24 protein-coding genes are annotated in these 25352 nt (G+C 69.6%); 12 read left to right on the forward strand and 12 right to left on the reverse strand.

The features are described 5' to 3' along the window. The 3 genes from sufB to HYN04_RS07330 are packed head-to-tail and all read right to left on the reverse strand — an operon-like array spanning nucleotide 1 to nucleotide 3060. Nucleotides 1-1470: a Fe-S cluster assembly protein SufB gene (sufB, locus tag HYN04_RS07320; RefSeq protein WP_110450152.1), complete on the reverse strand. Its 1470-nt coding sequence runs from the start codon at nucleotides 1468-1470 to the stop codon at nucleotides 1-3. Nucleotides 1471-1483: 13 nt separating this feature from the next. After that, nucleotides 1484-2623, reverse strand: a complete 1140-nt coding sequence (locus HYN04_RS07325; RefSeq protein ID WP_110450153.1) for a cysteine desulfurase family protein — start codon at nucleotides 2621-2623, stop codon at nucleotides 1484-1486. After that, entirely contained in the window at nucleotides 2620-3060 is a 441-nt protein-coding gene (locus tag HYN04_RS07330; protein WP_110450154.1) for an Rrf2 family transcriptional regulator, read from the reverse strand. Before HYN04_RS07330 ends, HYN04_RS07325 begins: the two co-directional genes overlap by 4 nt. A gap of 157 nt (nucleotides 3061-3217) precedes the next feature. Here HYN04_RS07330 and HYN04_RS07335 point away from each other — a divergent pair, with 157 nt between their 5' ends. Continuing rightward, nucleotides 3218-3865 carry an alpha/beta hydrolase gene (locus HYN04_RS07335; RefSeq protein WP_110450155.1) on the forward strand — a complete coding sequence of 216 codons (648 nt, stop codon included), beginning with the start codon at nucleotides 3218-3220 and terminating at the stop codon, nucleotides 3863-3865. An 11-nt stretch (nucleotides 3866-3876) separates the two neighbouring features. On the opposite strand, the gene HYN04_RS07340 is transcribed toward HYN04_RS07335, so the two are convergent. Next, nucleotides 3877-4983: an anhydro-N-acetylmuramic acid kinase gene (locus HYN04_RS07340; RefSeq protein ID WP_110450156.1), complete on the reverse strand. Its 1107-nt coding sequence runs from the start codon at nucleotides 4981-4983 to the stop codon at nucleotides 3877-3879. A 175-nt stretch (nucleotides 4984-5158) separates the two neighbouring features. Between HYN04_RS07340 and tyrS the strand changes: the two genes are divergently transcribed. The 4 genes from tyrS to HYN04_RS07360 all read left to right on the forward strand — a co-directional run bounded on the left by tyrS (nucleotide 5159) and on the right by HYN04_RS07360 (nucleotide 8577). Continuing rightward, nucleotides 5159-6406 (forward strand): tyrosine--tRNA ligase, encoded by a 1248-nt coding sequence (gene tyrS, locus HYN04_RS07345; protein ID WP_110450157.1) that lies wholly within the window; start codon nucleotides 5159-5161, stop codon nucleotides 6404-6406. 10 nt (nucleotides 6407-6416) lie between these two features. Continuing rightward, nucleotides 6417-6881 (forward strand): peroxiredoxin, encoded by a 465-nt coding sequence (locus HYN04_RS07350; RefSeq protein WP_110451339.1) that lies wholly within the window; start codon nucleotides 6417-6419, stop codon nucleotides 6879-6881. 102 nt (nucleotides 6882-6983) lie between these two features. After that, nucleotides 6984-8144, forward strand: a complete 1161-nt coding sequence (locus HYN04_RS07355; RefSeq protein WP_422385647.1) for a M23 family metallopeptidase — start codon at nucleotides 6984-6986, stop codon at nucleotides 8142-8144. Between the two features lie 31 nt (nucleotides 8145-8175). Beyond that, a complete protein-coding gene (locus tag HYN04_RS07360) occupies nucleotides 8176-8577 on the forward strand; it encodes a bactofilin family protein (RefSeq protein WP_241962583.1) in 402 nt (133 codons plus the stop codon). Between the two features lie 160 nt (nucleotides 8578-8737). Here the strand turns inward: HYN04_RS07360 and prfB are convergent. The 3 genes from prfB to HYN04_RS07375 all read right to left on the reverse strand — a co-directional run bounded on the left by prfB (nucleotide 8738) and on the right by HYN04_RS07375 (nucleotide 13546). Beyond that, a protein-coding gene (gene prfB / locus HYN04_RS07365; RefSeq protein WP_110450160.1) for a peptide chain release factor 2 occupies nucleotides 8738-9851 on the reverse strand; the annotation gives its coding sequence in 2 pieces (ribosomal slippage) (nucleotides 8738-9781 and nucleotides 9783-9851; 1113 coding nt in all). Between the two features lie 46 nt (nucleotides 9852-9897). Next, nucleotides 9898-12267 carry a penicillin-binding protein 1A gene (locus HYN04_RS07370; protein WP_199285932.1) on the reverse strand — a complete coding sequence of 790 codons (2370 nt, stop codon included), beginning with the start codon at nucleotides 12265-12267 and terminating at the stop codon, nucleotides 9898-9900. Nucleotides 12268-12364: 97 nt separating this feature from the next. After that, nucleotides 12365-13546, reverse strand: a complete 1182-nt coding sequence (locus tag HYN04_RS07375; RefSeq protein WP_110450161.1) for an N-acetylmuramoyl-L-alanine amidase family protein — start codon at nucleotides 13544-13546, stop codon at nucleotides 12365-12367. A gap of 410 nt (nucleotides 13547-13956) precedes the next feature. On the opposite strand from HYN04_RS07375, the gene HYN04_RS07380 reads away from it, so the two are divergent. From HYN04_RS07380 to HYN04_RS07395, 4 genes are read left to right on the forward strand one after another with little or no spacing between them, the layout of a single operon-like run. Continuing rightward, nucleotides 13957-16587: an Rne/Rng family ribonuclease gene (locus tag HYN04_RS07380; RefSeq protein ID WP_110450162.1), complete on the forward strand. Its 2631-nt coding sequence runs from the start codon at nucleotides 13957-13959 to the stop codon at nucleotides 16585-16587. A 47-nt stretch (nucleotides 16588-16634) separates the two neighbouring features. Next, a complete protein-coding gene (locus HYN04_RS07385) occupies nucleotides 16635-18029 on the forward strand; it encodes a M48 family metalloprotease (protein WP_110450163.1) in 1395 nt (464 codons plus the stop codon). A 37-nt stretch (nucleotides 18030-18066) separates the two neighbouring features. Continuing rightward, a complete protein-coding gene (locus tag HYN04_RS07390; protein ID WP_110450164.1) occupies nucleotides 18067-18792 on the forward strand; it encodes a DsbA family protein in 726 nt (241 codons plus the stop codon). Nucleotide 18793: 1 nt separating this feature from the next. Beyond that, on the forward strand, nucleotides 18794-20281 hold the full coding sequence (locus HYN04_RS07395) for an FAD-dependent oxidoreductase (RefSeq protein ID WP_110450165.1): 1488 nt from the start codon (nucleotides 18794-18796) through the stop codon (nucleotides 20279-20281). 4 nt (nucleotides 20282-20285) lie between these two features. Here HYN04_RS07395 and HYN04_RS07400 read toward each other — a convergent pair whose 3' ends face one another. The 3 genes from HYN04_RS07400 to thiS all read right to left on the reverse strand — a co-directional run bounded on the left by HYN04_RS07400 (nucleotide 20286) and on the right by thiS (nucleotide 21640). After that, nucleotides 20286-20552 carry a hypothetical protein gene (locus HYN04_RS07400; protein WP_110450166.1) on the reverse strand — a complete coding sequence of 89 codons (267 nt, stop codon included), beginning with the start codon at nucleotides 20550-20552 and terminating at the stop codon, nucleotides 20286-20288. Nucleotides 20553-20637: 85 nt separating this feature from the next. Beyond that, a complete protein-coding gene (locus HYN04_RS07405) occupies nucleotides 20638-21438 on the reverse strand; it encodes a thiazole synthase (RefSeq protein WP_110450167.1) in 801 nt (266 codons plus the stop codon). A 1-nt stretch (nucleotide 21439) separates the two neighbouring features. Beyond that, nucleotides 21440-21640 carry a sulfur carrier protein ThiS gene (gene thiS / locus HYN04_RS07410; RefSeq protein ID WP_110451341.1) on the reverse strand — a complete coding sequence of 67 codons (201 nt, stop codon included), beginning with the start codon at nucleotides 21638-21640 and terminating at the stop codon, nucleotides 21440-21442. A 228-nt stretch (nucleotides 21641-21868) separates the two neighbouring features. Between thiS and accB the strand changes: the two genes are divergently transcribed. From accB to aat, 3 genes are read left to right on the forward strand one after another with little or no spacing between them, the layout of a single operon-like run. Continuing rightward, nucleotides 21869-22348, forward strand: a complete 480-nt coding sequence (gene accB / locus HYN04_RS07415; protein WP_110450168.1) for an acetyl-CoA carboxylase biotin carboxyl carrier protein — start codon at nucleotides 21869-21871, stop codon at nucleotides 22346-22348. 3 nt (nucleotides 22349-22351) lie between these two features. Further along, nucleotides 22352-23704, forward strand: a complete 1353-nt coding sequence (gene accC / locus HYN04_RS07420) for an acetyl-CoA carboxylase biotin carboxylase subunit (RefSeq protein ID WP_110450169.1) — start codon at nucleotides 22352-22354, stop codon at nucleotides 23702-23704. Beyond that, nucleotides 23701-24345 carry a leucyl/phenylalanyl-tRNA--protein transferase gene (aat, locus tag HYN04_RS07425; protein ID WP_241962584.1) on the forward strand — a complete coding sequence of 215 codons (645 nt, stop codon included), beginning with the start codon at nucleotides 23701-23703 and terminating at the stop codon, nucleotides 24343-24345. The genes accC and aat overlap by 4 nt, the downstream gene beginning before the upstream one ends. On the opposite strand, the gene HYN04_RS07430 is transcribed toward aat, so the two are convergent. Together HYN04_RS07430 and HYN04_RS07435 are read right to left on the reverse strand one after the other, a co-directional pair. Next, complete coding sequence (locus tag HYN04_RS07430; protein ID WP_110450170.1) at nucleotides 24240-24938, reverse strand: DUF2155 domain-containing protein; 699 nt, start codon at nucleotides 24936-24938, stop codon at nucleotides 24240-24242. The genes aat and HYN04_RS07430 overlap by 106 nt on opposite strands. Before the next feature lies 1 nt (nucleotide 24939). Further along, nucleotides 24940-25335 carry an NADH:ubiquinone oxidoreductase subunit NDUFA12 gene (locus HYN04_RS07435; RefSeq protein ID WP_110450171.1) on the reverse strand — a complete coding sequence of 132 codons (396 nt, stop codon included), beginning with the start codon at nucleotides 25333-25335 and terminating at the stop codon, nucleotides 24940-24942. Between the last annotated feature and the right edge of the window lie 17 nt (nucleotides 25336-25352).

Below are 25352 nucleotides of genomic sequence, written 5' to 3' on the forward strand. Positions count from 1 at the left end.
TCACCCCACGCTGCCTTCCAGGGAGATCGCGACCAGCTTCTGGGCTTCTACGGCGAACTCCATCGGCAGTTCCTGGAGGACCTCGCGGACGAAGCCGTTGACCAGAAGCTGGACGGCCTCCTCTTCGGAGAGCCCCCTCTGCCGGGCGTAGAACAGCTGGTCCTCGGACAACCGGGTCGTCGTCGCCTCGTGCTCGAAGGTGCAGGCGCCGTTGCGCGCCTCAATGTAGGGCACGGTGTGGGCGGCGCACGACTTGCCGATCAGCAGGCTGTCGCACTGGGTGAAGTTGCGCGCGCCCCTCGCCTTCGGGTGGGCTGACACGAGGCCGCGGTAGGTATTGGAGGACCGGCCGGCGCTGATGCCCTTGGAGATGATACGCGAGCGCGTACCCTCGCCCAGGTGGATCATCTTCGTGCCGGTATCAGCCTGCTGGCGGCCGTTGGTGATGGCGATGGAATAGAACTCACCCACACTCTCGCGACCGCGCAGGATGCAGGATGGGTACTTCCAGGTAATGGCCGAGCCGGTCTCGACCTGGGTCCAGGAGACCCGCGAGCGATCGCCGCGGCAGTCGGCCCGCTTGGTGACGAAGTTGTAGATCCCGCCCTTCCCGGTCTCCGGATCGCCGGGATACCAGTTCTGGACGGTGGAGTATTTGATCTCGGCGTCTTCCAGGGCGACCAGTTCCACCACGGCGGCGTGCAGCTGGTTCTCGTCCCGCATGGGGGCCGTGCAACCCTCGAGGTAGGAGACGTAGGCCCCCTTGTCGGCGATGATCAGGGTGCGCTCGAACTGCCCGCTGCCGGCGGCGTTGATCCGGAAATAGGTGGACAGCTCCATCGGGCAGCGCACCCCCGGGGGCACGTAGACGAAGCTGCCGTCCGAGAATACCGCCGAATTCAGGCAGGCGAAGAAGTTGTCGGTGACCGGCACCACAGAGCCCAGGTACTTGCGCACCAGGTCGGGGTGCTCGCGCACCGCCTCACTCATGGAGCAGAAGATGACGCCGGCCTCGGCCAGCTCCTTCTTGAAGGTGGTCACCACGCTGACGGAGTCGAACACGGCGTCGACCGCATAGCGCGGTGCGCCCGTCACCCCGGCCAGGACTTCCTGCTCGCGCAGGGGGATTCCCAGCTTCTCGTAGGTCTTCAGGAGTTCGGGATCGACCTCGTCCAGGCTGGCCGGGCCCGCCTTGGCCCGGGGAGCGGCGTAGTAGGTGGCGTCCTGGTAGTCGATGGGGGGAAAGCTGACCCGGGCCCATTCCGGAGACTCCATGGCGCTCCAGCGCTCGAAGGCCTCCAGCCGCCAGGCGAGCATCCACTCGGGCTCTTCCTTCTTGGCGGAGATGAAGGCCACCGTGTCGCGGTCGAGACCCTTGGGCGCGAACTCCTGCTCGATCTCGGTCACGAAGCCGTGCTCGTACTTCTCGAGCCCGGCGACCTGTTCCACGGTGTCCTTGACGGCGGCCATGCTCTTCTACTCCTCAGGCCGCAGCCGACGAACGGGACCCGGCGCGCCGGGACTTCAGGTCGATCCAGGCGCCGGCGGCGACCCGCCAGTCCTCCGGGCGAGTCGACCACCCGCCGCTCAGGCGGATGGCGCATCCGGCGAGCGTACCCAGGCCCATGGCTTCCAGCACCCGGCTGGGCTTGACCTTGCCGCTGGAACAGGCCGCACCGGCGCTTACCCTGACCCCGGCCAGATCGAGGCCCATGACCTGGATCTCCGAGGGGAGGTCCGGCGCGGAGATGCAGAGCACGTCCGCCAGCCTCGGCGCATCGACGCCGATCACACTGGCGCCGGCTTCCAACAGACGCTCGGCGGCCTCGTCCCGGGCCCGGGAACTTGCAGGTTCCGCTGCGAGGGCGGCGACCGCCGCGGCGCCAAAGCCGGCGGCGCCGATCAGGTTCTGGGTCCCGGCACGGCGGCCCTGCTCCTGTCCGCCACCGGGAAGGTCACGGACAATCCTGCTGCGCGGCCCTGCGACCAGGGCGCCTATGCCCTGGGGGCCGCCCAGCTTGTGGGCCGAGAGGGCCAGGGTGTCGGCGCAATAAAGGTCCAGCCCGACCGCGATGCGCCCCGCGGCCTGGACGGCGTCGACGTGAAGCCAGCCGCCCGCCGCCCTCACCCGCTCGCCCGCCTCACGCACGGGCTGGATCACGCCCGTCTCGTTGTTGGCGGCCATCAGGGCCAGGAATACAGGCCCAGAGGCCGGCGACCAGGCGTCGAGGGCCGCCTGCAGGGCATCAAGGTCGACCACGCCGCTTGGCAGGACGGGAAGCTCGACGACTTCCGCTTCGCTGGCGAGGGCCGCCTCACGGACGCAGTCATGCTCTATCGCCGAGACCAGCAGGCGCCGGGAGCCTGCCGCCAGGGCGCTTCGGATCGCCAGGACATTGGCCTCGGTGCCGCCGCTGGTGAAGGTGACGGAGGCCGGCTTGGCCCCCGCAAGGGCGGCCACCTGGCTCCGGGCATGTTCAAGCAGGGCGCGGGCCGCGCGACCGTCGGCATGGACGGAGCTCGGATTGCCGGCGACGTCGAAGGCCGCCGTCATGGCGGCGCGGGCCTCAGGACGGAGGGGCGAGGTGGCGCAGTGATCCAGGTAGACACCCGGGGCGGTCATGCCGCCCTCCGATCGGAGCCAACACGGCCCGTCACCACGTCCTCCAGCGAAACCGACGCGAGCCAGGCCTCGATCTGCCGGCCCGTCTCCTCCCAAAGGTCGTGGGTCAGGCAACGTTCGCCATTCATCATGCAGCCGGGCGACTTGGCCCCGCAGCGGGTGGCGCGCAGGGGCTCGTCCACCGCCAGGACGATCTCGGCGATGCTGGTGGCCGAGGCGGCGCGGGCCAGGCGATAGCCGCCCCCGGGGCCGCGATGGCTCTGCACCAGGCCCTGGCGGCGCAGGCGCGCGAAGAGTTGCTCGAGGTAGGAGAGCGAGATCTCCTGCCGGGTGGCGATATCCGAAAGGGCGACGGCGCGCTCCGCCTGCTCCGCCTGCCGGCGGGCCAGGTCGGCCATGGCCATGACCGCGTATCGTCCCTTGGTGCTCAGTCGCATGTGGCGGACCCCAGAAGGTTCGTCTTTTTTCGAGCTTTGCCGCAGGCCCCTGTGCTAAAGCCGCCGCTTCTCGCGGGGCCGGTCAGGTGCTGGCGACTGCGATCTAGGAAGACCAAGCACGATAGTCAACTATTCGGGCTCCACTTGAGGAGGCGACATGCCAGAGGTGGTTCTGACCGGCGCGGCCGGTCGCATCGAGGGGCGTTACACGGCGGGCAAGATCGAGAATGCGCCGATCGCCCTGATCCTTCACCCGCACCCCCGGGCTGGCGGCCAGATGAACCATCCGGTTGCGGTCCAGCTCTTCCACCTGTTCATGAAGCGCGGCTTCTCCGTGCTACGGTTCAATTTCCGCGGCGTCGGTCGTAGCCAGGGAGAATTCGACTCCGGCATCGGCGAGCTTGCGGACGCCGCCACCGCCCTCGACTGGCTCCAGGCCACCAACCCCGCGGCCGCCCAGTGCTGGGTCGCGGGCTTCGACTTCGGCGCCTGGATCGGCATGCAACTCCTGATGCGCCGGCCCGAGACCGACGGCTTCATCTCGGTCTCGCCGCCGACCAACATGTACGACTTCAGCTTCCTGGCCCCCTGCCCGGCCTCGGGCCTCATGCTTCATGGGGGAGCCGACACCGTGACACCGCCGCAGGAAGTCGAGAAGGTGGTCTCCAAGCTGCGCACCCAGAAGGGCATTGTCATCGACTATGACGTCGTCGACGGCGCCAGCCACTTCTGGACCGAGCACCTGCCCGAGGTGGAATCCCGGGTCGGCGCCTATCTCGACCGGCGTCTCGCCGAGGGGAACTGACCCCTGCGGGCCTAGGGCCGGGCGATCCGGCCGCCGGTCATCGGCGCCGGGATCCCGGTGGTCCCCGGGAAGGAAATCGGCAGGCCCCTGGCGCACCGGGCGGCGAGGAAGGCAAAGGCCTCGGCCTCCAGAGCGTCGCCACGCCAGCCAACGCTCTCGGCGTCCGCCACCCCGCAGGACAGGCGCTCGGCAAGAGCGGCCATCAGGGCCGGGTTCCGGCGCCCGCCGCCGGTGACGATCAGGCTGGCCGGGCGAAGTTCCACCATACCAAAGCCCCGGGCCACGGCCTCGGCCGTGAAGGCCGTAAGGGTGGCGACGGCGTCCTCCAGCGGCAGGTCCTCCACGGCGGCGGGGGAAAAGTCGTACCGGTCCAGGGACTTGGGCGGCGGCTCGGAGAACCAGGGGTGATCCAGCAGGCGCTCCAGGGCCGGGGCCGAGACCCGGCCGGCGGCCGCCAGTCGGCCGTCCCGGTCGAACCGCTCGCCCGTACGGGCCAGGACGACCTGGTCGATCAGGCCATTGCCCGGCCCGGTGTCGAAGGCCGCCACGCGATCCCCGCCCGCCCAACAGGTCAGGTTGGCCACGCCGCCGATGTTCAGCACCGCCAGGGGCGCGGGCAGGCCTGAGGCGGCGGCCCGAGCCAGGTGGTAGACGGGCGCCAGAGGCGCGCCCTCCCCGCCCGCCGCGACGTCTGCGGAGCGGAAGTCGAAGGCCACCGGAACGCCGGTCGCCCTGGCCAGCCACTCGCCGTCGCCCAACTGGAGGGTCCGCCCGGGGCGGCCCGAGGCGGGCCGTTCATGCAGCACGGTCTGGCCGTGCATGCCGACCAGGTCAAGGTCCGCCCAGGCGAGGCCGTGCGCCCTCAGGAAGGCCTCGCCCGCGGCCATGTGCGCCTCGGCCACCGCCCGGGCGGCCTCGGAGAAGATGGGGGGGGCTGCGCGCCCCCGGGGGTGCTCCAGGGCGACCGCGATGGTGCGCCTCAGGAGGTCGCGCAGGGTGTCCGGCAGGGGCGCCTCTGCAGCCGGGCCAAAGGCGTGGAGGGTCTCTCCGTCCGTCTCGAGGATCGCCATGTCGATGCCGTCGAGGGAGGTGCCGGTCATGAAGCCGAGGATGCGCATGGCGCTTGACTGCCACGGCCCCGGAGCCTAGGCCAGCGCCATGTCAGGCCCCTGCGCCCCGCGTCCGTTCTATTACCGCCGCCCCTGACGACGGCGTGAGACCTTTCGCGCCGCCTTCCCCGGCCGGCGCGCTCTGGAAACGGCGCCGGCCCGACCGAGCCCTCCGGAGCCCCCCATGACCGCCGAAGCCGAGTTCAAGTCCGACCTGCTGCGAACCCTGCAGGCGCGCGGCTACATCCACCAGATCACCCATCCCGAGGAGCTGGACGCTGCGGCGGCTTCCGGCCGGGTGACCGGCTACATCGGCTTCGACGCCACCGCCCCGTCCCTGCACGTGGGCAGCCTCTTGCAGATCATGATGCTGCGCAGGATGCAGCAGGCGGGCCACAAGCCGATCGTCCTCATGGGCGGCGGCACGACCAAGGTGGGCGACCCCACCGACAAGGACCAGTCGCGCCCCCTCCTCACCGAAGAAAAGATCCAGGCCAACATCGACAGCATCAAGTCGGTCTTCGCCCGCTTCCTGACCTTCGGCGAGGGGCCGACCGACGCCCTCCTGGTGAACAACGCCGATTGGCTGGACAAGCTGGGCTACGTCGAGTTCCTGCGGAACTACGGCGTGCACTTCACCATCAACCGCATGCTGACCTTCGACTCGGTCCGGCTCCGCCTCGAGCGCGAGCAGCCCATGACCTTCCTCGAATTCAACTACATGCTGATGCAGGCCACCGACTTCCTGGAGCTGGAGCGCAAACATGGCTGCCAGCTGCAGATGGGCGGGTCGGACCAGTGGGGCAACATCCTCAACGGCGTTGAGCTGATCCGGAGGGTCGACCACAAGCAGGCCTTTGGCCTGACCAGCCCGCTGCTCGCGACGGCCTCGGGGCAGAAGATGGGCAAGACGGTGTCCGGCGCGGTCTGGCTGAACGCCGACATGCTGTCGCCCTACGACTACTGGCAGTTCTGGCGAAACACCGAGGACGGAGATGTCGGGCGATTCCTCCGCCTGTTCACCGACCTGCCCCTGGACGAAATTCTCCGTCTGGAGGCCCTGAGCGGCGCCGGCGTCAACGAGGCCAAGAAGGTCCTGGCGACCGAGGCGACCCGGATGCTGCATGGCGCGGAGGCGGCGGCGGCGGCCGAAGAGGCCGCGCGGGTGGCCTTCGAGGCTGGCGGCCTGTCGGCGGACATGCCCACCCTGACCTTGAAAGCGGCTGACCTCGCCGCCACATCCCACAGCGCGCTGATGGTGGCTGCGGGCTTCGCCGCCTCCAACTCCGAGGCGCGCAAGCAGATCGCCAACGGCGGCTTCCGGATCAACGGCGAAAAGGTCGCCGACCCGGCGGCCCTGGTCGACGTCGGCGGCGGCGAGGCGGAGCTGAGGTCCGGGAAACGCCGGGTCCGGCTCGTGATCGAACCCTGAGGAGTTGAAGATGGCGGAACTGGATGCCGGCGCAAAGGCGCCCGACTTCGAGATGGCCGGCGAAGGTGGCCCGGTCCGGCTGTCGGACTTCGCGGGCAAGACCCTTGTCCTCTACTTCTATCCCAAGGACGACACCTCGGGCTGCACCAAGGAGGCCCAGGAGTTCTCGGCCCTCGCCGCGGATTTCACCGCCGCCGGCGCCGTCGTGCTGGGCGTCTCGAAGGACTCCGTCGCGAGCCACGGCAAGTTCACCGCAAAGTACGGCCTCGCCATTCCCCTCGGCTCGGACCCGGAAGGCGCGACCATCGAGGCCTTCGGTGCCTGGGTCGAGAAGAGCATGTACGGGCGGAAATACATGGGCATCGACCGCTCCACCTTCCTGATCGACGGCTCCGGCGTGATCCGTAAGGCCTGGAGAAAGGTGAAGGTTCCCGGCCACGCCGCCGAGGTGCTCAAGGCCGCCCAAGCCCTCTGATCCCGCCCTGGCCTGCCGCCGGTCGACCGCGAATCAGCGGGTTGCCAGCCAAGGCCTTAACGGACAATAACTGCGTCCCCATCGGTTGACCGCACGGTGAGCATGTCGCGTCTTGCGCAACTCCGGGGCCTGATCCAGGCCCTCTTCCCCGAACGGCACCTCTACCTCCGGTCCGGAGGAGAGATGAAGGGCGTGGTCCTGAGCCCCGCCCGGCAGATGATCTTCGCCGCCATCGCCCTGGGCCTCCTGGTCTGGTTCGCGACGTCTTCCATCGCCATCCTGGTGGGCGCCTTCACCCAGTCGCGCAGCGATGAGGAACTGGCGCAGATGCAGGCCCGCTCCGAGCGCTGGGTGGCTGACCGTGAGGCCCGCCTGAACAGCGCCGTGGCCCAACTGAATGCTTCGGGCGCCTCCCTGGGCGGCCTGGCGGAGTCCATCGAGAAGCGTCACGCGGCCCTCGCCCTCCTGCTGACAGACCTTCGCGGAGAGCCAGGCGCCATGGCCGCTCTGGCGCCCGCCCTGAAGGGAGCCCCGAACCCCGAGGCCGATCCCATCGAGCGCATCGCAGCAGTGCAGGCCAACCAGGAACGCCTGGTGGGCGCCGCCGAGGACTACGCCCGGACCCGGGCGGACCGCCTTCGCCTCGCCTTCCGGCTCGCCGGCCTGGCGCCCTCGGGCTACGCCTCCGCCGCAGCTTCCGGTGGACCTCTCCTGGAGGCGCGCGATCCTCGCGCCCTGGCCGCCGTCCTGGACGTGGATGAGCGCTTCGCCGGGCGGATCCAGAAGGCCGCGGAAAACCTCTCGGCCGCCAATGCGCTGTCAGAGACGGCCCAGGGCCTGCCCTTCGCCCAACCGGCAACCGGCGCCCGCAAGACGAGCAGCTTCGGTGTGCGCTTCGATCCCTTTACGGGCCGCCCCGCCTTCCATTCCGGGCTCGACTTCGTCTCGGGCTTCGGCTCCCCGATCCTCTCCACGGCCCCGGGCGTCGTTTCCTATGCCGGCCTCCGGTCAGGCTATGGCAAGACCGTCGAGGTCGATCACGGCCGGGGCTTCAAGACCCGCTACGCCCATCTCTCGGCCATCTCCGTGACGCCGGGACAGCGCATCGCGGTCGGACAACGGGTTGGCGCCCTGGGAAACACCGGACGCTCGACGGGTCCCCATCTGCATTACGAGATCTGGCTCAACGGCCGGGCCGTCAATCCCCACCGCTTCATCCGCGCAGGTGAACATGTTCAGCAAGCCAGCCCCCAAGCCGGATAGCCGCCCCAACGCACCCGTTTCCGAGCCCACCTTGGCGCCGGCGACCGAGCCTGCCGCGCGGAACCGCGCCCGCCCGGCCTCCCTCCTTGCCCAGAACCTGGTCGTCGAGGGCTCGATCCAGAGCGACAGCGAAGTCCAGATCGACGGCCTGGTGCGCGGCGATGTCCGGGTCGAGCGGCTCACTATCGGCGAGACGGGCCGGATCGAAGGCCAGGTCGCAGCCGAGACCGCCGAGGTCCGTGGGCGGGTGGTCGGCGCCATCATCGCCAAGCAGGTGCGACTGTTCAGCTCTGCCTGCGTGGAGGGTGACATCACCGCCGAACAACTGGCGATCGAGCCCGGCGCCTCGTTCGAAGGCCGCAGCATCAAGCTCCAGCGTCCCAAGGCGGCGGTCGCACCGTCGCCTGCCCCCGCCACGACCCCGGCGACCTAGATCCTGTTCCGATCCGTCGGAACTGGTGATCGGATCGAAACACGATCGCGTCAGGGAGGGTGGCCCGGCGGTGAACCGCGAGCCCAAGGGCGCGGCGATCGCTCCCCGCAGAAGACATGTCGCCCGACACTCAAATCTGAAGGGAACAGCCTCCAGAACCTCAGCCCTCGCGGGTGACCCCCACCCTCTGGGCCAGGCTGGCGCCCATGAAGGCGTCGAGATCGCCGTCCAGGACGCCCTGGGTATCGGACGTCTCCACCTGGGTGCGCAGGTCCTTGACCATCTGGTAGGGCTGCAGGACGTAGGATCGGATCTGGTGGCCCCAGCCGATGTCGGTCTTTTGCTCCTGCAGGGCCTGGGCCTCGGCCTCCCGCTTCTGCAGCTCCAGCTCATAGAGCCTCGCCCGCAGCATGCGCCAGGCCTCATCGCGGTTCTGGTGCTGCGAGCGGCCCATCTGGCAGGCCACGACCACGCCGGTCGGGATGTGGGTCAGCCGAACGGCTGAGTCTGTCTTGTTGATGTGCTGGCCGCCGGCGCCCGAGGCCCGGTAGGTGTCCGTCCGGACGTCCGAAGGATTGATCTCGATGACGATGGTGTCGTCGACCACCGGATAGACCCAGACCGAAGCGAAGCTGGTGTGGCGCTTGGCCGCCGCGTCGAAGGGCGAGATACGCACCAGGCGATGGACGCCGGCCTCGGTCTTCAGCCATCCGTAGGCGTTGGGACCCTTGATCTGGAGGGTCACCGACTTGATCCCCGCCTGTTCGCCGGGGGTCTCTTCCAGGAACTCCACGCTCATGCCGTGGGCGTTGGCCCAGCGGGTGTACATACGCAGCAGCATGCCGGCCCAGTCGCAGGACTCCGTTCCGCCGGCCCCGGAATTGACTTCCAGGAAGGCGTCATTTCCATCCGCCTCGCCCGACAGCAGGGCCTCGAGCTCGGCGCGCGCGGCCCGTTCGCGGATGGCCTTCAGCTGTCCGCGAGCCTCCTCGAGGGTGGCCTCATCGCCTTCCTCGTCGGCCAGCTCGGCATAGCCGATGGCGTCGGCCAGGTCCCGCTCAAGGCCGGTGACGGCGTCCACGGAGGCCGCAAGGCGCGAGCGCTCGCGACTGACCGCCTGGGCCTCATCCGGTCGGTCCCACAGGGTGGGATCCTCGACCCGGGCATTCAGTTCATGCAGTTTCCGGAGGGCGACATCCCAGTCAAAGTCGCCTCCTGAGCAGTGCGATCGACTGCTCGATGTCGGCCTTGGCAGCCTCGACATCCGCTCTCATGGGGTTACTCCTGAACTCGGCGGGCGGGAGTAGCGCGGTCCCGCCCCTAATACAATCCGCTCATGTCGTCCGGACGCTGGGCAGGCGTAGCGCCATCTCCCGGCTGCCGGTTCAGCTGTTCGTAGGGCACGGGGCCGGAAGGCAGGCCGGAAGGGTTCAGGTTCGGCGGCGGCGCGACGACTTTGGGCTCTGTCCCCGGCCGGAACGCCTCCCGAACGCCGTTGATGGTGGCGAACTTGGCGTTCTTCGGCGCCTTGAAGTCGGTCTTCGGAAGGGACTTCGAAGCGCCCTGCATGAAGTCGATGAAGATGGGCACGGCCGCCTGGGTGCCGCTCTCGCCCTCGCCCAGGCTACGGTTGTCGTCAAAGCCGACGAACACGCCCACCACCATCTGCGGCGTGTAGCCGATGAACCAGGCCGACCGGTAATCGTTGGTGGTGCCGGTCTTGCCCGCAATCGGGAAGCCGAGCGAAGAGACCGAGGCGGCGGTCCCGCGCTGCACCACGCCCTGGAGCATGGAGGTGATCTGGTAGGCGGTGATCGGATCCAGGACCTGCTCGCCCTTGGGGGAGATCCGGGGGCTCTCCGCGCCCGTGAAGGCGGCGCTGCATCGGGGGCAATCGCGCCGGTCCGCCTTCAGCACCGTCTCGCCCTTGGGATCCTGCACCAGTTCGATCAGGTGGGGTTCCACGCGACGCCCGCCATTCGCAAATGCGGCGTAGGCGGTGGTGATCTTCAGCGGGGTGGTCTCGCCAGCGCCCAGGGCCATGGCCAGGACGGGCTCCATGCGGGATGTCACCCCCATGCGGATGGCGGTGTCGCGGACCTTCTTCATGCCGACGCCCTGCGCCAGGCGGACAGTCATGGTGTTGCGCGACAGCTCCAGGCCTCGGCGCAGCTGCATGGCGCCGAAATAGGAGCGGGAATAGTTCTCGGGCGACCAGGCCTCGCCGTCCCTGCCGGCCAGGGTGATGGCCGAGTCCAGGACCGTACTGGCCGGGGTGTATCCGTTCTCAAGCGCCGTGGCGTAGACGAAGGGCTTGAAGGTCGAGCCTGGCTGGCGCTTGGCCTGGGTGGCGCGGTTGAAGCTCGAGAGGGAGAAGGAATAGCCCCCGACGAGGGCCAGCACCCGGCCGGTGTTGGGTTCCACCACCACCAGGGCCCCATTGACCGCCGGGACCTGGCGGAGACGGAATCCGGCCCCCTGGCGCTCGACAAAGACAAGGTCGCCGGCGTTCAGGCCCCGGCCTGCGCGCGCCCAGGCGACGTCGGCTGGCGCAATCCAGCCCTTCTCGGCGTCGGTCCGGGTCTCGACCCGCACCCCGCGTCCCGTCGCCTCGGTGACGATGGCGACCCGCCAGTCCCGTCGCTCGGAGGGCGCGCGGAAACCGGCGGCGGCGGTTTCCCAGCCCGGCCCGTAGGTGGTCCGGGCGAAGGCGCCTCGCCATCCGTGACGCCGGTCATAGGTCTCCAGGCCGCTCATGAGAGCTCGGAGGGCATGGGACTGCAGGGCGGGATCCAGCGTAGTGCGGACATAGAGGCCGCCAGCGTCCAGCTTGTCGCCCAGGGCGGCCCGGCCCTGCCGGCGGACCTCCTCGACGAAGTAGTCAGCGTCGCGGTAGCGCGTGCGCGCCGGCGCCGCCTGGACGACCAGGTCCTCGGCCTTGGCCCGGGCCGCGTCGGCCGCAGTGATCCAGTGCATCTCGGCCATCTGGTCCAGCACCCAGTTTCGGCGGGCGATGGCCTGGGCCTTACGACGGGTCGGGTGGTAGTTGTCCGGCCCCTTCGGGAGGGCGGCGAGGTAGGCCGCCTCCGAGAGGGTCAGCTCGTTCAGTGACTTGCCGAAATAATTGTAGGCGGCGGCGCCGACGCCGAACGACCGGTATCCCAGCCAGATCTCGTTCAGGTAGAGCTCGAGGATCTGCTGCTTGGTGAGCGTCTCCTCAAGCCGCCGCGCGATCAGGGCTTCCTTGAACTTCCGGCCCAGCGTCATGTCATTGGTCAGGAGGACGTTCTTGGCCACCTGCTGGGTGATGGTGGAGCCGCCCTGCAGCCGACGCCCCTGGATGAGGCTGGGAATGGCCCGGCCGAGGGCCCGCGCCAGGCCGGCAGGGTCGACGCCCTTGTGCTTGAAGAAGGACTTGTCCTCGGAAGCCAGGAAAGCCAGGGCGAGGTGCGAGGGAATGCTGTCATACGGGACGAAGATCCGACGTTCCCGGCTGAACTCACCGATCAATGTGCCGTCCCAGGCATAGGCGCGGGTTGATGTCGGCGGCCGGTAATCCGTCAGGTCACGGGCGTCAGGAAGGTCGTGGAACAACCAGGCCGTATAGATGGCGATGGCGAGTCCCCCGACCGCCACCAGGCTGAGCAGGGTCACCCCAGCAATGGCCAGCCATCTTCTTGGGGACTGCACGTCAGACACGCCTCCGCGAGCCGCCCACGCGCCCGCCAGCCTCCTCGTCTAGGGCGCGTTTCCGAAAAGGGGAAGCCGGATTCTGGCGGCGCCGGGACTATCGGGTCGCAACCCTCAGGTCGTTCCGGAAGTAGGTCTCGATGGCCGAGGCGACGGCCGCCACCAGCCGGCCTCGTGAGGCGGGGTCGGCCAGGAAGGCCTGGTCGTCGGGATTGGTGATGAAGCCCATCTCGAGGAGCACGGCGGGTACGTCCGGCGCCAGCAGGACGGCAAGACCGGCCTCCCGGTGACTGCGGCGCAGCAGGGCCAGTTCGTCACCCACCTCGTCAAGGAGAAGCTGGGCGAAGGTCGCCGACCGGTTCTTGGTGGCCCTCTGGGTGAGGTCGAAGAGGATGCCCGAAACGCTCTGGTCGGAATGATAGCCGGCCTTCATGAACCAGTCGTCGCGGGTGACCAGGCGGGCCGAGCGCCCCACGGCGCGGTCGGCCAGGGTGTAGACGCTGGCGCCGCGAACCGACTCGTCAGGTCCGGAGTCGGCGTGCAGGGAGATGAAGAGATCGGCGTTCGCCTTGCGGGCGATCTGGACCCGGGCGTCCAGGGGCACGTAGATGTCGCGATCGCGGGTCAGGACGACGCGATAGCGTCCTGTCCGCTCAAGGCGGTCGCGGAGGCTGAGGGCCGCCGCGAGGGTCAGGTCCTTTTCCTGGCGATCGCCGCCGATGGCGCCGGGATCCTTGCCCCCATGCCCGGCGTCGATCACCACGATCCGGCGGGCATCCGCCTTGGACCGGGCGCCCTTGCGGACCGCCGCGGCGGGGGGCGGCGTCTTGAGCGAGGTCAGCTGGGCTCCAGCCGGCGCAGAGGCCGATCGCGCGGCGGCGGGCGCCAGGTCGATGACATAGCGATAGCCCGGCGCGCCATCACCGGGGGGAAGGAGGAAGCGGCGACGGACCTGCACGCCTTCGGCGACCTCGATGGTCAGGCGGGCTCCGCCGGCCTGGGGCGCGACGCTCCAGCCCCGGACCAGGCCCTGCCCCGCCCCGCGCATGGGCGCGGCGATCTCGGCGCCGGAAAGGGCGACCACCACCTTGCCGCCGGCTTCGGAAACCAGCCGGCCTGCGGCTTCGTCGGAGAGATCGATCACGAGCCGGGTTGCGGTTTTGTCGCCGCCGAGCCGGACCGCGTTCAGGTCTCCGGCCAGGGCTGTCGCCGGCGCAAGGACAAGCACGCTACCGGCCACCGCCAGGAGGAAAGCGCCGATCCACCGCCTGAAAGACATCCGCACCACGAAGACTTCGTCCGTTTCTCCCGCCTGCTGCGGGTTCTGGTAAGGATAACGCAAGGGCGTAGTGAAATCGTTAAGGCCAATCCCTGAGACGCCTGCGCCTATCTTTTGCTGGCGCCCGAGAGGATTTTGCTGCAATTGAGCGGTTCCGGACGCACTGCGGTGCGGTCGGACATCGTGGCCTTTGACGGCCTGCCCGTGGCCCTGCGCCCGGCAGACGGAAGGCTCCCGCTGCGGACGGTGAGCGTCCGCAACTTGGAAAAACGCCATGGGCTGCGCAGCTCGAGCCATTACCCGGCCGGTCGGAACCCGCGTTCTCTACGCGCGGTGCGACCTCCTGCGCGGTCCTCGCCACAATCGGCGCAGCCCGGGTCAAGGCCCTGAGGCGCGCCTCGGAGACCTACATGTCAAGGAAGATGCTTATCGACGCCGCCCACGCCGAAGAGACGCGCGTGGCGGTGATCGACGGAAATCGTGTTGAAGAGTTCGACTTCGAGAGCCAGAGCCACAAACAGCTCCGGGGAAACATCTATCTCGCCAAGGTGACGCGGGTCGAACCCTCGCTCCAGGCCGCCTTCATCGAGTACGGCGGCAACCGGCACGGCTTCCTCGCCTTCAACGAGATCCATCCCGACTACTACCAGATCCCCGTCGCGGACCGAGAGGCCCTGATGGCCGAAGCGGCGGCCGACGACGAGGACGATGAGGTCGAGGCCCCCCGGGAACGGGATGCCGACGAGGACGGCGAGGACGCCGCCGAGACCCTGTCCGGTGACGACGACGATGTCGTCGAACAGGAACTGGCCCGGCGTCGCCGGCGCCTGATGCGCCGCTACAAGATCCAGGAAGTCATCCGCCGCCGGCAGATCATGCTGGTGCAGGTCGTCAAGGAAGAGCGGGGCAACAAGGGCGCGGCCCTGACCACCTATCTCTCCCTGGCCGGCCGCTACGGCGTCCTGATGCCCAACACCGCCCGGGGCGGCGGCATCTCGCGCAAGATCACCTCGGCCACGGACCGCAAGCGCCTGAAGTCGGTGGTCCAGGGCCTGGACGTGCCGGAAGGCATGGGCCTGATCGTCCGCACCGCCGGCGCCAAGCGCACCAAGGCCGAGATCAAGCGCGACTACGACTATCTCCTGCGGCTGTGGGAGAACATCCGCGAGACCACCCTGCATTCGGTCGCCCCCTCCCTGATCTATGAGGAGGAGGACCTGGTGAAGCGGACCATCCGCGACCTGTACGACAAGGACATCGACGAGGTCCTGGTCGAGGGCGAGGCCGGCTTCCGCGAGGCCCGCGAGTTCATGCGGATGCTGATGCCCTCCCAGGCCCGCAAGGTGCAGGCCTACCGGGAGCCCACGCCCCTGTTCGTCAAGCACCGGGTCGAGGATCACCTGGCGCAGATCTACTCGCCGGTGGTGCCGCTGAAGTCCGGCGGCTACCTGGTGATCAACCAGACCGAGGCCCTCGTGGCCGTCGACGTCAACTCCGGGCGGGCGACACGCGAGCGGAACGTCGAGGCCACGGCCCTGCGAACCAACCTGGAGGCCGCCGAGGAAACCGCCCGGCAGCTCCGGCTCCGCGACCTCGCCGGCCTGGTGGTGATCGACTTCATCGACATGGATGAGTCGAAGAACAATCGCGCCGTCGAGAAAAAGCTGAAGGACGCCCTCAAGGACGATCGCGCGCGCATCCAGGTCGGCCGCATCTCCAGCTTCGGCCTGATGGAACTGTCGCGCCAGCGCCGGCGCTCCAGCCTGCTGGAAGGCACCACCCACGTCTGCGAGCATTGCGCGGGAACCGGCAGGGTGCGGTCCATCGAGTCCGCCGCCCTGGGCGCCCTGCGCGCGGTCGAGATGGAGGCGCTGAAGGGCGCCGGCGAGGTCACCCTGCGGGCGCCGCGCCCCGTGGCCCTCTACATCCTGAACGAAAAGCGCGGCCATCTCGCACGGCTACATGCCGACCAGGGAGTCTTCGTCGCCGTGGTGGTGGATGAGGCCCTGCCCCATGCCGAGTTCGTTCTGGAGCGCACCTCCGACGAGGCTCGGCCCTCCGACATTCCCTCGTCGCGCAAGCCGCTGGAGCCCTACGTTCCGGACGACGACGACCTGGACCTGGTCGACGAGGATGAGGCCGAGGACGACGAAGAGATCGATCCCAGCGACGCCGACGACGAAGACGAAGACGAGGACGACCGGGGCGACGCCCGGGCGGATCGTGATGACGAGGGCCGTGAGGACCGGGGCGATCGCCGCGGCCGCCGCCGTCGCCGCCGCGGTCGCCGGGATGGCGAGCCCCGCGCCGCTGCGCCCGAGGGCGCGGAGGAAGCGCGCGAAGCCCGGACTGATGACGAGGACGATGGTCAGGGCGGTCGTCGCCGTCGGCGCGGACGCCGGGGGGGACGACGGTCACGGGACGAGGGCCGTCCGGCCGACGCCTATGCCTGGACCCGGCCCTGGGTGCCCTACGAGGACGACCCCTTCATCTGGTTCGATCCCTCGCAGGACGGTCGTCGCGCGCCCGAGCCGCGCCCTGCCGACGCCGCCGTCGCCGAGCCGCCCCTGGCGGCGCCCGAGACGCCCGAGGTCGACATCTGGGTGGAGCTGCCCGAGGCTGAACCCGAGAAGCCGCGCCGCGCGCGCCGCACACGGGGTCGCGGTCGCCGCGGGGAGGACGAGGGTGCAGAGGCCGTCGCCGTTGAGGCGGAGGGTGCAGAGGCCGCTCCGGAGCCAGAGGTTGGAGTTGAGGCCGTAGCCGAGGTCGAGGCGCCCGCCGCTGAGGCCGAGACGCCGGAACCGCCGGCCAAGGCCCCCCGGGCCCGGCGCTCGCGGGCCCGCGTCGCCGAGCCGGCGGCTGAGGCTGCGCCGGAAGCGGCTGCCGAGGTCGCCCCCGCTCCGGCGGAGCCGGCGCAAGAACCGGTCACGGCGGCTGAACCCGAGCCCCAGCCGGAGCCGCCCGCACCACGCGAACCGGATCCGGCCGAGATCAGCACGCCGCCGTCCCAGCCGCGCAAGGGCTGGTGGCGTCGGGGCTGACGGGCTAGGTTCACCCCGGGGCGGGGCGCACCATCAGGAGATACGCCATGGGCGGCCGTCGCCTTGCGCACCTCAGGAAGGGAGCCGCCACGGCACTTTGCCTGGTCGCCGCCCTGGCCCCCCTCCTTGGCCCCGCACCGGCCCGGGCCCAGTCCTCCGAGCCTATGTCCCTGATCCGGGACACCGAGATCGAGGAGACCCTGCGGCTCGACTCCGAGCCCCTGTTCCGCGCAGCGGGCCTGGAATCGAAGTCGATCCGCATCCTCCTGATCGGGTCGCGGGACCTGAACGCCTTCGCCGGACCCGGGGTGATGGCCGTCTTCACCGGCCTAATCCTGGAATCCAAGTCGCCCAACGAGCTCCAGGGCGTCATCGCCCACGAGGTCGCCCACCTGGCCGGCGGCCACTCGGCGCGGTCCGGCGAGATGTCCCAGGCGGGCCTCAGGCCCTTCCTGCTGACCATGGGCCTCGGCGTCCTGGCGGCCCTCGCCGGCAATGTCGAGGCCGGTGCGGTCCTGGCGTCGAACGCCAGCTTCTTCGGGGCCCTCGGCGCCATGGGCTACAGCCGCGAGCAGGAAAGCCGCGCCGACCAGGCGGGTGCCTCCTACCTTGAGGCGGCGGGCCTCTCGGGCCGCGGCCTGGTGACCTTCTTCGACAACTTTCGCTACCAGGAGGTGTTCGCCGAGGCGCGCCGCTTCGGCTATTTCCGCAGCCACCCCCTGAGCTCGAGCCGGATCGAGGCCCTGCGCGCCCGGGTCGAGCAGATGTCGCATGTCGATGCGCCGGATGATCCGGAGAGCGTCCGGCGGCACACGATCATGAAGGCCAAGCTGCAGGGCTTCATCAATCCCGGCGTGGCGATCGTGAAATGCGCGGAGCCCAAGGCGGACTATCCGACCCGCTACGCCTGCGCCATCGCCCAGTACCAGCTGAAGGAGCCCGACCGGGCCCTCAAGCTGATCGACGCCCTGCTCGCCGAGCAGCCGGAAAACCCTTACCTCTGGGAACTCAAGGGCCAGATCCTCTTCGAGTTCGGACGCACCGCCGAAGCCGAGGCGCCCCAGAGGCGCTCGGTCACCCTCAAGCCCAACGCCCCGCTCCTGCGCGTGAACCTGGGCCAGACCCTGATCGCCCTGCCGGAGGAGACCAAGGTCGACGAGGGGATCCGCGAGCTGAAGACCGCCCTGAACCAGGACGACGAGAACTCGGTGGCCTGGCGCCTGCTGGCCCAGGCCTACGACGCCCGCAAGCGGGACGGCCTCGCCCGCTACGCCACGGCCGAGTACAACTACATCGAGGGCGACAAGCGCCAGGCCCTGATCTTCGCCCTTCGGGCCCGGGATCTCCTGGAGCGGAATACGCCGGAATGGCGCCGGGCCAATGACATCGTCCTGGCGACCGAGAATGACCCCCAGGTGATCCGGGCCCGACGAGGCGGCTAGGACTTCACACCGCCGCCATCCCCCCTATGTTGCGCCCATGAAAGCCGCTCCCCTCGCCGCCCTCCTGTCCTGCGCCCTGTTCCTCGGCGGGTGCAAGAAGGCCTTTGACGCCGTCCTCGGCGATCCTCTCCGCAGCTACCTCCTCGCGAATCCCGAGCTTCTCGAGGAGATGGCGACGAAGCTGCAGGAAAAGAAGCTCGTCCAGCAGTCCGAGGAGGCCCGCAAGGCCATCGCCTCTAACCGGGCGGCCCTGGAGCGCGACCCCCGCGATGTGGTCTTCAACCCAAACGGGAAGATCACCGTGGTTGAGTTCTTCGATTACCGGTGCGGCTACTGCAAGAACATCGCCCCCGAGCTCGCCGCCATGGTGCGCGGGAACCCCGATATCCGGCTGGTCCTCAAGGAATTCCCGATCTTTGGCGGCGCCTCAGACCTCGCCGCACGGGCGGCCCTGACCCCTGCGGGGCGGGCGGGCGGCCTGGCCTTCCATGAAGCCCTCATGGAGGAGAAGACCCTCAACGAGACCGCCATCATGCGCCTGTCCGCGGCGGCGGGCATACGGGCCGACGCGATTTCCGCGGCCCTGCGCGATGAAGCCATCACCCGCCAGCTGGCCGACACCCGCCAGCTGGCCCAGAACCTGCGCATCGAGGGTACGCCGGCCTTCATCGTCGGCGACCGGATGATCCCCGGCGCCGACCTGGAGGCCCTCAAGGCCGCCATCGAGGACGCCCGGCGCGGACCCCTCAAGAGGCCTGGATAGAATGACCGAGACCGTCGCCGTCATCGGAGCCGGCATGGCCGGCCTCTGGACCGCCCTGGCCCTCGCCCCGACCGGGCGCAGGGTCATCCTGCTCGACCGCGATCCGCCGCCCCCCGAGGGCGACGCGGACGCCGCGTTCAACGACTGGGCCCACAGGGGCGTCACCCACCTGCGGCACAGCCATGCCTTCCTCGCCCGCCTAAGGGGCATCATCCGCGACGAGCACCCCGCCCTTCTCGCAGCCCTTGGCGCCGCCGGCTGCCGCGAACTGGGCCTCGACGGCATGCTGACCGATCGCCATCGCAAGCGCTGGACGCCCCGCCCGGAGGACGCGGACCTGGTCGTCCTGACCAGCCGCCGCACGACGCTCGAGCTGGTCATCCGGCGCTATGTCGAGGCCATGCCCAATGTCGAGATCCGCAGCGAGTGCTTCGTGGAGGGGCTGGCGGCGTCTGGCGAGACGCCGGTCCGGGTCACGGGGGTCCGCCTGCGTAGCGGCGAGACCGTGACGGCGGACCTGGTGGTCGATGCCGGCGGCCGGACCTCTTCCTGCTTCGAGCAGCTGGCCGACATGGGCGCCCCCGTCGGGGAGACCGCCGAGGACGCCGGCATCCTCTACTTCACCCGCCACTACCGGCTGAAGCCTGGCCAGGTCGAGCCGCCCCGGGGCGGCGCGCCGTCGACCGGGGACCTGGGCTTCATCAAGTTCGGGGTCTTCCCGGCGGACAACGGCTGCTTTTCGATCACCCTCTGCGTGCCGGAGATCGAGCTCGAGATCCGCAAGACCATCGTCAATCCCGAGATCTTCGACGGCATCTGCCGGGAGATTCCCGGCATGCGTCCCTGGCTGGAGCCGGACCGCACCGATGCGGTCAGCAAGGTCTTCGGCATGGGCGACCTCAAGAGCCGCTGGCGCACTCTGGCGCCTGGCGGCCAGGCGGCGGTGACCGGCTTCTTCCCGGTCGGGGACAGCCTGATCCGCACCAATCCCCTCTATGGCCGGGGCTGCGCCTTTGCGGCGGTCAGCGCGACCCTGCTGCGCAGCGCCCTGGACTCGACCGCGGATCCCGCCGGCCGCATCGTCGCCTACGAGGCGGGCCTGAAGCGCGAGATCCATCCCTTCTTCGACGCCATGCAGAAGGACGACCGGGCCGCCGTCCGCCGGGCCCGGCAGGCCCTGGACCCCAACCACCGTCCCTCCCTGCGCAGCCGCATCCTGAAGAGCTTCGCCGAGGACGGCGTGGCCATTGCGGTTCGCTCCGACCCCGACCTGCTGCGCGCCGCCCTGCGGGGTTTCCACATGCTGGAGCCGCCGGCCGACTGGCTCAAGCGCCCGGGCAACCTCGCCAAGGTCCTCCTGCACTGGATGACGCCCCGCGTCGCCAAGGCCGGGGTCTACCCGCCCAAGGCCGGACCCGGGCGGGCGGAGCTCATGCGCGCCGTGGGCCTCGACCCCCAGCTTGACGTCGCCCGGGTGATGGCCGGCTAGCGCTTCAGTCCTCGCCCCAGCGCCAGCGCAGGGGCTTGGTCCTGTCCATCTTGAGCCAGGTCACGACCAGCAGGAGGACGGTGCACCCCAGGAGCACCCCCAGGGTCCCCAGAGCCTCGCCCCCCCTCAGGTCGCGCCCCATGAGGGTCGGGGTGACAGCCATGGCCAGGACATAGAGGCCGACGCAGGCCCAGCCCTGCCCCGTGACGGGCGTGACACCGAAGCCGAACCTGCGTGGGCCGAACCAGGGTCTGCCGATAGGAAGTTTCATGGCGGGCGTCCTGAAAAACACCGGGGCCGCAGATATAGGCGCGCCCGACTTCCCCCGCGAGTACTCCAGGCCTGACCGTGGCCGATCAGATCCGCCCGGCAAGGGGTGAGGAGGGATCCCCGTAGCGGCGCTCGGCCATCCGTCCGGCCAGGAAGGCCTGCCGGCCGGCGATGACCGCGTGCTTCATGGCGTCGGCCATTCGGATCGGATCTTTGGCTTCGGCGATGGCGGTGTTCATCAGGACGGCGTCGCAGCCCATCTCCATGGCGATCACAGCGTCCGAAGCCGTCCCCACCCCGGCGTCCACCAGAACCGGCACCCGGGATTGTTCGAGGATCAGGCCGAGGTTGAGGGCGTTCTGGATGCCGCGACCCGACCCGATCGGGGCCGCCGCCGGCATGATGGCAGCGGCGCCGGCGTCCTCCAGCTTGCGGGCGTAGACCGGATCGTCACTGCAGTAGACCATCACCTGGAAACCGTCGGCGACCAGCATCTTCAGGGCCCGAAGGGTCTCCTCCATGTCCGGCAGGAGGTGAGGCGTCTCGGACAGGACCTCCAGCTTGACCAGGTCCCAGCCGCCAGCCTCCCGGGCCAGCCGCAGGGTGCGCACGGCATCCTCACCGGTGTAGCAGCCTGCGGTGTTGGGCAGGTAGGTGAAGCGCTCCGGCTTCACGAAATCAGCCAGCATGGGCTTCGATGTGTCGGACAGGTTGACCCGGCGCAGGGCCACGGTGACGATCTCGGCCCCGGCCGCCTCGGCAGCGGCGGCGTTCTGGGCGTAGTCGGCGTACTTGCCGGTGCCGACGATCAGCCGCGAGCGAAAGGTGCGGCCAGCGACCGTCCAGGTGTCCGGGGCCGTTCCGGAAGATGCGGTCTCACCGGACATTTCAGCCTCCGCCAATGAAGTGGACGATTTCGACCTGGTCGCCCTCGGCCAGTTCGGTCCGCCCGTAGGCCGAGCGGGGCACGATCTCCAGGTTGCGCTCGACCGCGACCTTCCGCGCGTCGAGGCCCAGGGCGGCGACCAGTTCGGCGACCGTGCGGACCGCCTCCATGATGCGGCGCTCGCCGTTCAGGACCAGGGTCAGGTTCATGGCCCTGCTTGTGACCCCAGCCGCCCCCCGTTACAAGATGCCGAATCCGGTTTCGGTGAGTCTGCACCGGTCGGAGGGCAGTCGGCGGGGACCGGCCTTCGGCATCACGCCGATGTGTCCGGGGCGGGGGTGCTCCCCGTGTTCGCGCCGGCTCCGGTTCGATAAAAGGTCAGGACGTCCGCCCTGAGCGGTCGCCGAGACGACGAAGCACAGGATCCCCAAATGCCGTCCAGTCCGAAGGCTCCCGCCGAACAGATCGATGCACGTCTTGTCCGCCGTCTGGCCGGCATCCTGAATGATACGGGGCTCTCCGAGATCGAGGTCGAGCATGACGGGCTCCGCATCCGGGTGGCGCGCACCCTGACCGCCGCAGCGTCCGTCGCCGTCGCCGCCCCCCTGCCCGCGCCGGTCGTCGCCGCGCCTGTCGCAGAGGCCCCGGCGGCCGCGGCCGCCCCGGCCGTGGCGGCGGGAGACGCGGTGAAGTCGCCGATGGTCGGCACCGTCTACCTGCAGCCCCAGCCCGACGCCCCGTCCTTCATCAAGGTCGGAGACACGGTCAGCGAGGGCCAGACCCTGATGATCGTCGAGGCCATGAAGACCATGAACCCCATTCCCGCCCCCCGGGCCGGGAAGGTGCTGGAGATCCTGGCCGTCAACGGCCAGCCGGTCGAGTTCGGCGAACCCCTCGCGATCATCGGTTAGGCCATGTTCGACAAGATCCTGATCGCCAACCGGGGCGAGATCGCCCTGCGGGTGCACCGCGCCTGCAAGGAGATGGGCATCGCGACGGTCGCCGTTCATTCCGAGGCGGACGCCGGCGCCATGTGGGTGCGCCTGGCGGATGAGAGCGTCTGCATCGGCCCGGCCTCGGCCGCGAAGAGCTATCTCAACATCCCCTCCATCATCGCCGCGGCCGAGATCACAGGCGCCCAGGCCATTCATCCCGGCTATGGCTTCCTCTCGGAGAACGCCCGCTTCGCCGAGATCGTGAACGCCCACGGCTTCACCTTCATCGGTCCCCTGCCCGAACACATCACCATGATGGGCGACAAGATCACCGCCAAGCAGGCGGTGAGGGACGCTGGCATCCCGGTGGTCCCGGGCTCGGACGGCGCCGTGACCACCGAGGAGGAGGCCTTCGCCGCCGCCCGGGAGATCGGGTTCCCGGTGCTGATCAAGGCTGCAGCCGGCGGCGGCGGACGGGGCATGAAGGTGGCCCGCACCGAGGAGGACCTCGCCGAGGCCGTCTCAACCGCCCGGGCCGAGGCCAAGGCCGCCTTCGGCGATGACGCCATCTACATGGAGCGTTACCTCCAGGGGCCGCGCCACATCGAACTGCAGGTGATCGCCGACCGCTTCGGCAATGTGTGCCACCTGGGCGAGCGCGACTGCTCCCTCCAGCGCCGCCACCAGAAGGTTCTGGAAGAGGCCCCGTCGCCGGTCATCGACGCCGCCGCGCGGGCGAAGATCGGGAACGTCGTCGTCGAGGCCATCCGCAGGATCGGCTATCTCGGCGTGGGCACGATCGAGTTTCTTTATGAGAACGGCGAGTTCTTTTTCATTGAGATGAACACCCGCCTGCAGGTGGAGCACCCGGTCACCGAAGCCATCACCGGCATCGACCTGGTCCGCGAGCAGATCCGCATCGCCGCCGGCCTGCCCCTGTCCTTCTCGCAGAAGGACATCGTGTTCGAGGGCCACGCCATCGAGTGCCGGATCAATGCCGAGAACCCGCGGACCTTCACCCCTTCGCCTGGCCTCATCTCGGATTTCCACGCCCCGGGCGGACTGGGCGTGCGCCTCGACAGCGCTATCTACGCCGGCTACGTCATCCCGCCCTACTACGACAGCCTGATCGGCAAGTTGATCGTCCATGGCCGGGACCGCGAGGAGTGCATCGCCCGTCTCAGCCGTTGCCTGGGTGAGATGGTCGTGAGCGGGGTTGAGACCACCATCCCGCTCTTCCAGGACCTCCTACTGCAGCCAGACTTCCTGATGGGCGACTACACCATCCACTGGCTTGAACGCTGGCTGAAGGATCAGTCGGAGGCCCGGTGAGCCGCCCTTCGCGCCGCCACCCTGCACTGGACTTCTACGCCCGCGGCGTCTTTCCCATGGCGCAGGCCGCTGATGATCCAGCGGTCTTCCTGGTCGAGCCCGACTTCCGGGGCGTCTTTCCCCTTCAGGGCCTGAGACTTCCCAGGCGGCTCCTGCGCACCGTGCGGCAGGACCGCTTCGTGGTGCGGGTCAATTCCGCCTTCCCCGAGGTCCTTGACGCCTGCGCAAGGCCCGAGCGGCCGGGCGCATGGATCAATCCCGCCCTGAGGCGCATGTACCTGGAGATGCACGCCTCGGGCTCGGCCCATTCGGTGGAGGCCTGGCGCGAGGGCCGGCTGGCCGGCGGCCTGTTTGGGGTCAGCCTGCGGGGGGCCTTCTTCGGCGAAAGCATGTTCTCGGTAGAGACCGACGCCTCCAAGGTCGCCCTGGCCCACCTGGCGGCGCACCTGGTCCGGGGTGGGTTCCGGCTGCTGGACGCTCAGTTCCTCACCGACCACCTGGCCAGCCTGGGGGCCGAGGAGATCCCCCGTCCGGCCTACCTGGAGCGGCTGGCCGGGGCGCTGGAGGTCGAGGGCGTGATCGGGGCTCCTGCGGTCCTGAGCGGAGCGGAAGTCCTGCAGGTGATCAGCCAGGTGTCGTAGACCGGATGCTCGGGGCCATTGAGGCCCGGTGACGAGGCGTAGATCCAACCCCGGAACACCTGTCGCCCGCCCGGCGCCGGGCGCCCGGCCTGAGGCCTCGGCTGGGAGTCGACGGTCAGGTAGGCGATGGAGTCCTCGGCCGGCTCATCCGCCGCCGTCCGCTCGCAGGCCCGGACCGTCAGGATCAGGGACTTGTAGCGCACGGGCTGGCCGACCGGGGCCTCGAAGCGGATCGTTTCCGCCGTCACCTTGTCGACCGCCTGGAGGACGGCGACGTCGAAGCGCTCTCGCTTCTTCACGCTCTCGACAGGACGCTCGGCGACCTGGCGCTCGGGCGGTTCGGCCGGCGCGACCTGGGAGGCGGGAACGGGCGGGGTCACGGCCGGAGGCGGCGCCTCGACCACCGCCGGGGGCGCCTCCTCCTCGATCACGGGGGCGATGGGCGCAGGGGCTTCAGGCGCGGGAGCAGGCGGGGCGCCGGCGTCCTGTGAGGCCGGAGCCTGCTGCGCAGGGGCCAGGCCGGCGGGCCCCAGAAGGGCTGCCGACGCCAGGAGGACGGCGGCGAAGACCCGGGTCTGCGGTCGCCCGGTCATCCTATTCGGGCCGCCAGGCCTCGTAGTCGCCTGCGGCGCGGGCGCGCTCGCCGCCGCGGGCGATGGACCCCTTGGGCCGCCAGGCGTGGACCGTGCCGGTCAGGTTCGGCAGGTGGTCCTTCTCCCAGGACCGGCGGGTCAGCGGTGCGACGGTCGGAGGCTCGTCAAAGGTGTAGTGAAGCCAGCCGTGCCACTCGGCGGGAACCTTGGAGGCGTCGGGATACCCCTTGTAGATCACCCAGCGCCGACGGCGGCCGTCGTAGGAGTCCCGGGCGTCCCGCGCCTCGAAATAGCGGTTGCCATAGTCGTCCTGGCCGACAAGGGCGCCGCGGCGCTTGATATGGAAACCCGCGCCGATCGTGGCGCCGTTCCACCAGGTGAAGATCGCTTTCAGCACGCCTGTCCAGGTCCACT

Origin of the sequence: Phenylobacterium parvum (assembly GCF_003150835.1) — a bacterium.
Classification (GTDB): Bacteria; Pseudomonadota; Alphaproteobacteria; order Caulobacterales; family Caulobacteraceae; genus Phenylobacterium; species Phenylobacterium parvum.

What these genes read in the sequence shown, in the direction of transcription:
- sufB (WP_110450152.1), bottom strand. Translation starts at nt 1,470, where the DNA reads ATGGCCGCCGTCAAGGACACCGTGGAACAGGTCGCCGGGCTCGAGAAG.
- HYN04_RS07325 (WP_110450153.1), bottom strand. Translation starts at nt 2,623, where the DNA reads ATGACCGCCCCGGGTGTCTACCTGGATCACTGCGCCACCTCGCCCCTC.
- HYN04_RS07330 (WP_110450154.1), bottom strand. Translation starts at nt 3,060, where the DNA reads ATGCGACTGAGCACCAAGGGACGATACGCGGTCATGGCCATGGCCGAC.
- HYN04_RS07335 (WP_110450155.1), top strand. Translation starts at nt 3,218, where the DNA reads ATGCCAGAGGTGGTTCTGACCGGCGCGGCCGGTCGCATCGAGGGGCGT.
- HYN04_RS07340 (WP_110450156.1), bottom strand. Translation starts at nt 4,983, where the DNA reads ATGCGCATCCTCGGCTTCATGACCGGCACCTCCCTCGACGGCATCGAC.
- tyrS (WP_110450157.1), top strand. Translation starts at nt 5,159, where the DNA reads ATGACCGCCGAAGCCGAGTTCAAGTCCGACCTGCTGCGAACCCTGCAG.
- HYN04_RS07350 (WP_110451339.1), top strand. Translation starts at nt 6,417, where the DNA reads ATGGCGGAACTGGATGCCGGCGCAAAGGCGCCCGACTTCGAGATGGCC.
- HYN04_RS07355 (WP_422385647.1), top strand. Translation starts at nt 6,984, where the DNA reads ATGTCGCGTCTTGCGCAACTCCGGGGCCTGATCCAGGCCCTCTTCCCC.
- HYN04_RS07375 (WP_110450161.1), bottom strand. Translation starts at nt 13,546, where the DNA reads ATGTCTTTCAGGCGGTGGATCGGCGCTTTCCTCCTGGCGGTGGCCGGT.
- HYN04_RS07380 (WP_110450162.1), top strand. Translation starts at nt 13,957, where the DNA reads ATGTCAAGGAAGATGCTTATCGACGCCGCCCACGCCGAAGAGACGCGC.
- HYN04_RS07385 (WP_110450163.1), top strand. Translation starts at nt 16,635, where the DNA reads ATGGGCGGCCGTCGCCTTGCGCACCTCAGGAAGGGAGCCGCCACGGCA.
- HYN04_RS07390 (WP_110450164.1), top strand. Translation starts at nt 18,067, where the DNA reads ATGAAAGCCGCTCCCCTCGCCGCCCTCCTGTCCTGCGCCCTGTTCCTC.
- HYN04_RS07395 (WP_110450165.1), top strand. Translation starts at nt 18,794, where the DNA reads ATGACCGAGACCGTCGCCGTCATCGGAGCCGGCATGGCCGGCCTCTGG.
- HYN04_RS07400 (WP_110450166.1), bottom strand. Translation starts at nt 20,552, where the DNA reads ATGAAACTTCCTATCGGCAGACCCTGGTTCGGCCCACGCAGGTTCGGC.
- HYN04_RS07405 (WP_110450167.1), bottom strand. Translation starts at nt 21,438, where the DNA reads ATGTCCGGTGAGACCGCATCTTCCGGAACGGCCCCGGACACCTGGACG.
- accB (WP_110450168.1), top strand. Translation starts at nt 21,869, where the DNA reads ATGCCGTCCAGTCCGAAGGCTCCCGCCGAACAGATCGATGCACGTCTT.
- accC (WP_110450169.1), top strand. Translation starts at nt 22,352, where the DNA reads ATGTTCGACAAGATCCTGATCGCCAACCGGGGCGAGATCGCCCTGCGG.
- HYN04_RS07430 (WP_110450170.1), bottom strand. Translation starts at nt 24,938, where the DNA reads ATGACCGGGCGACCGCAGACCCGGGTCTTCGCCGCCGTCCTCCTGGCG.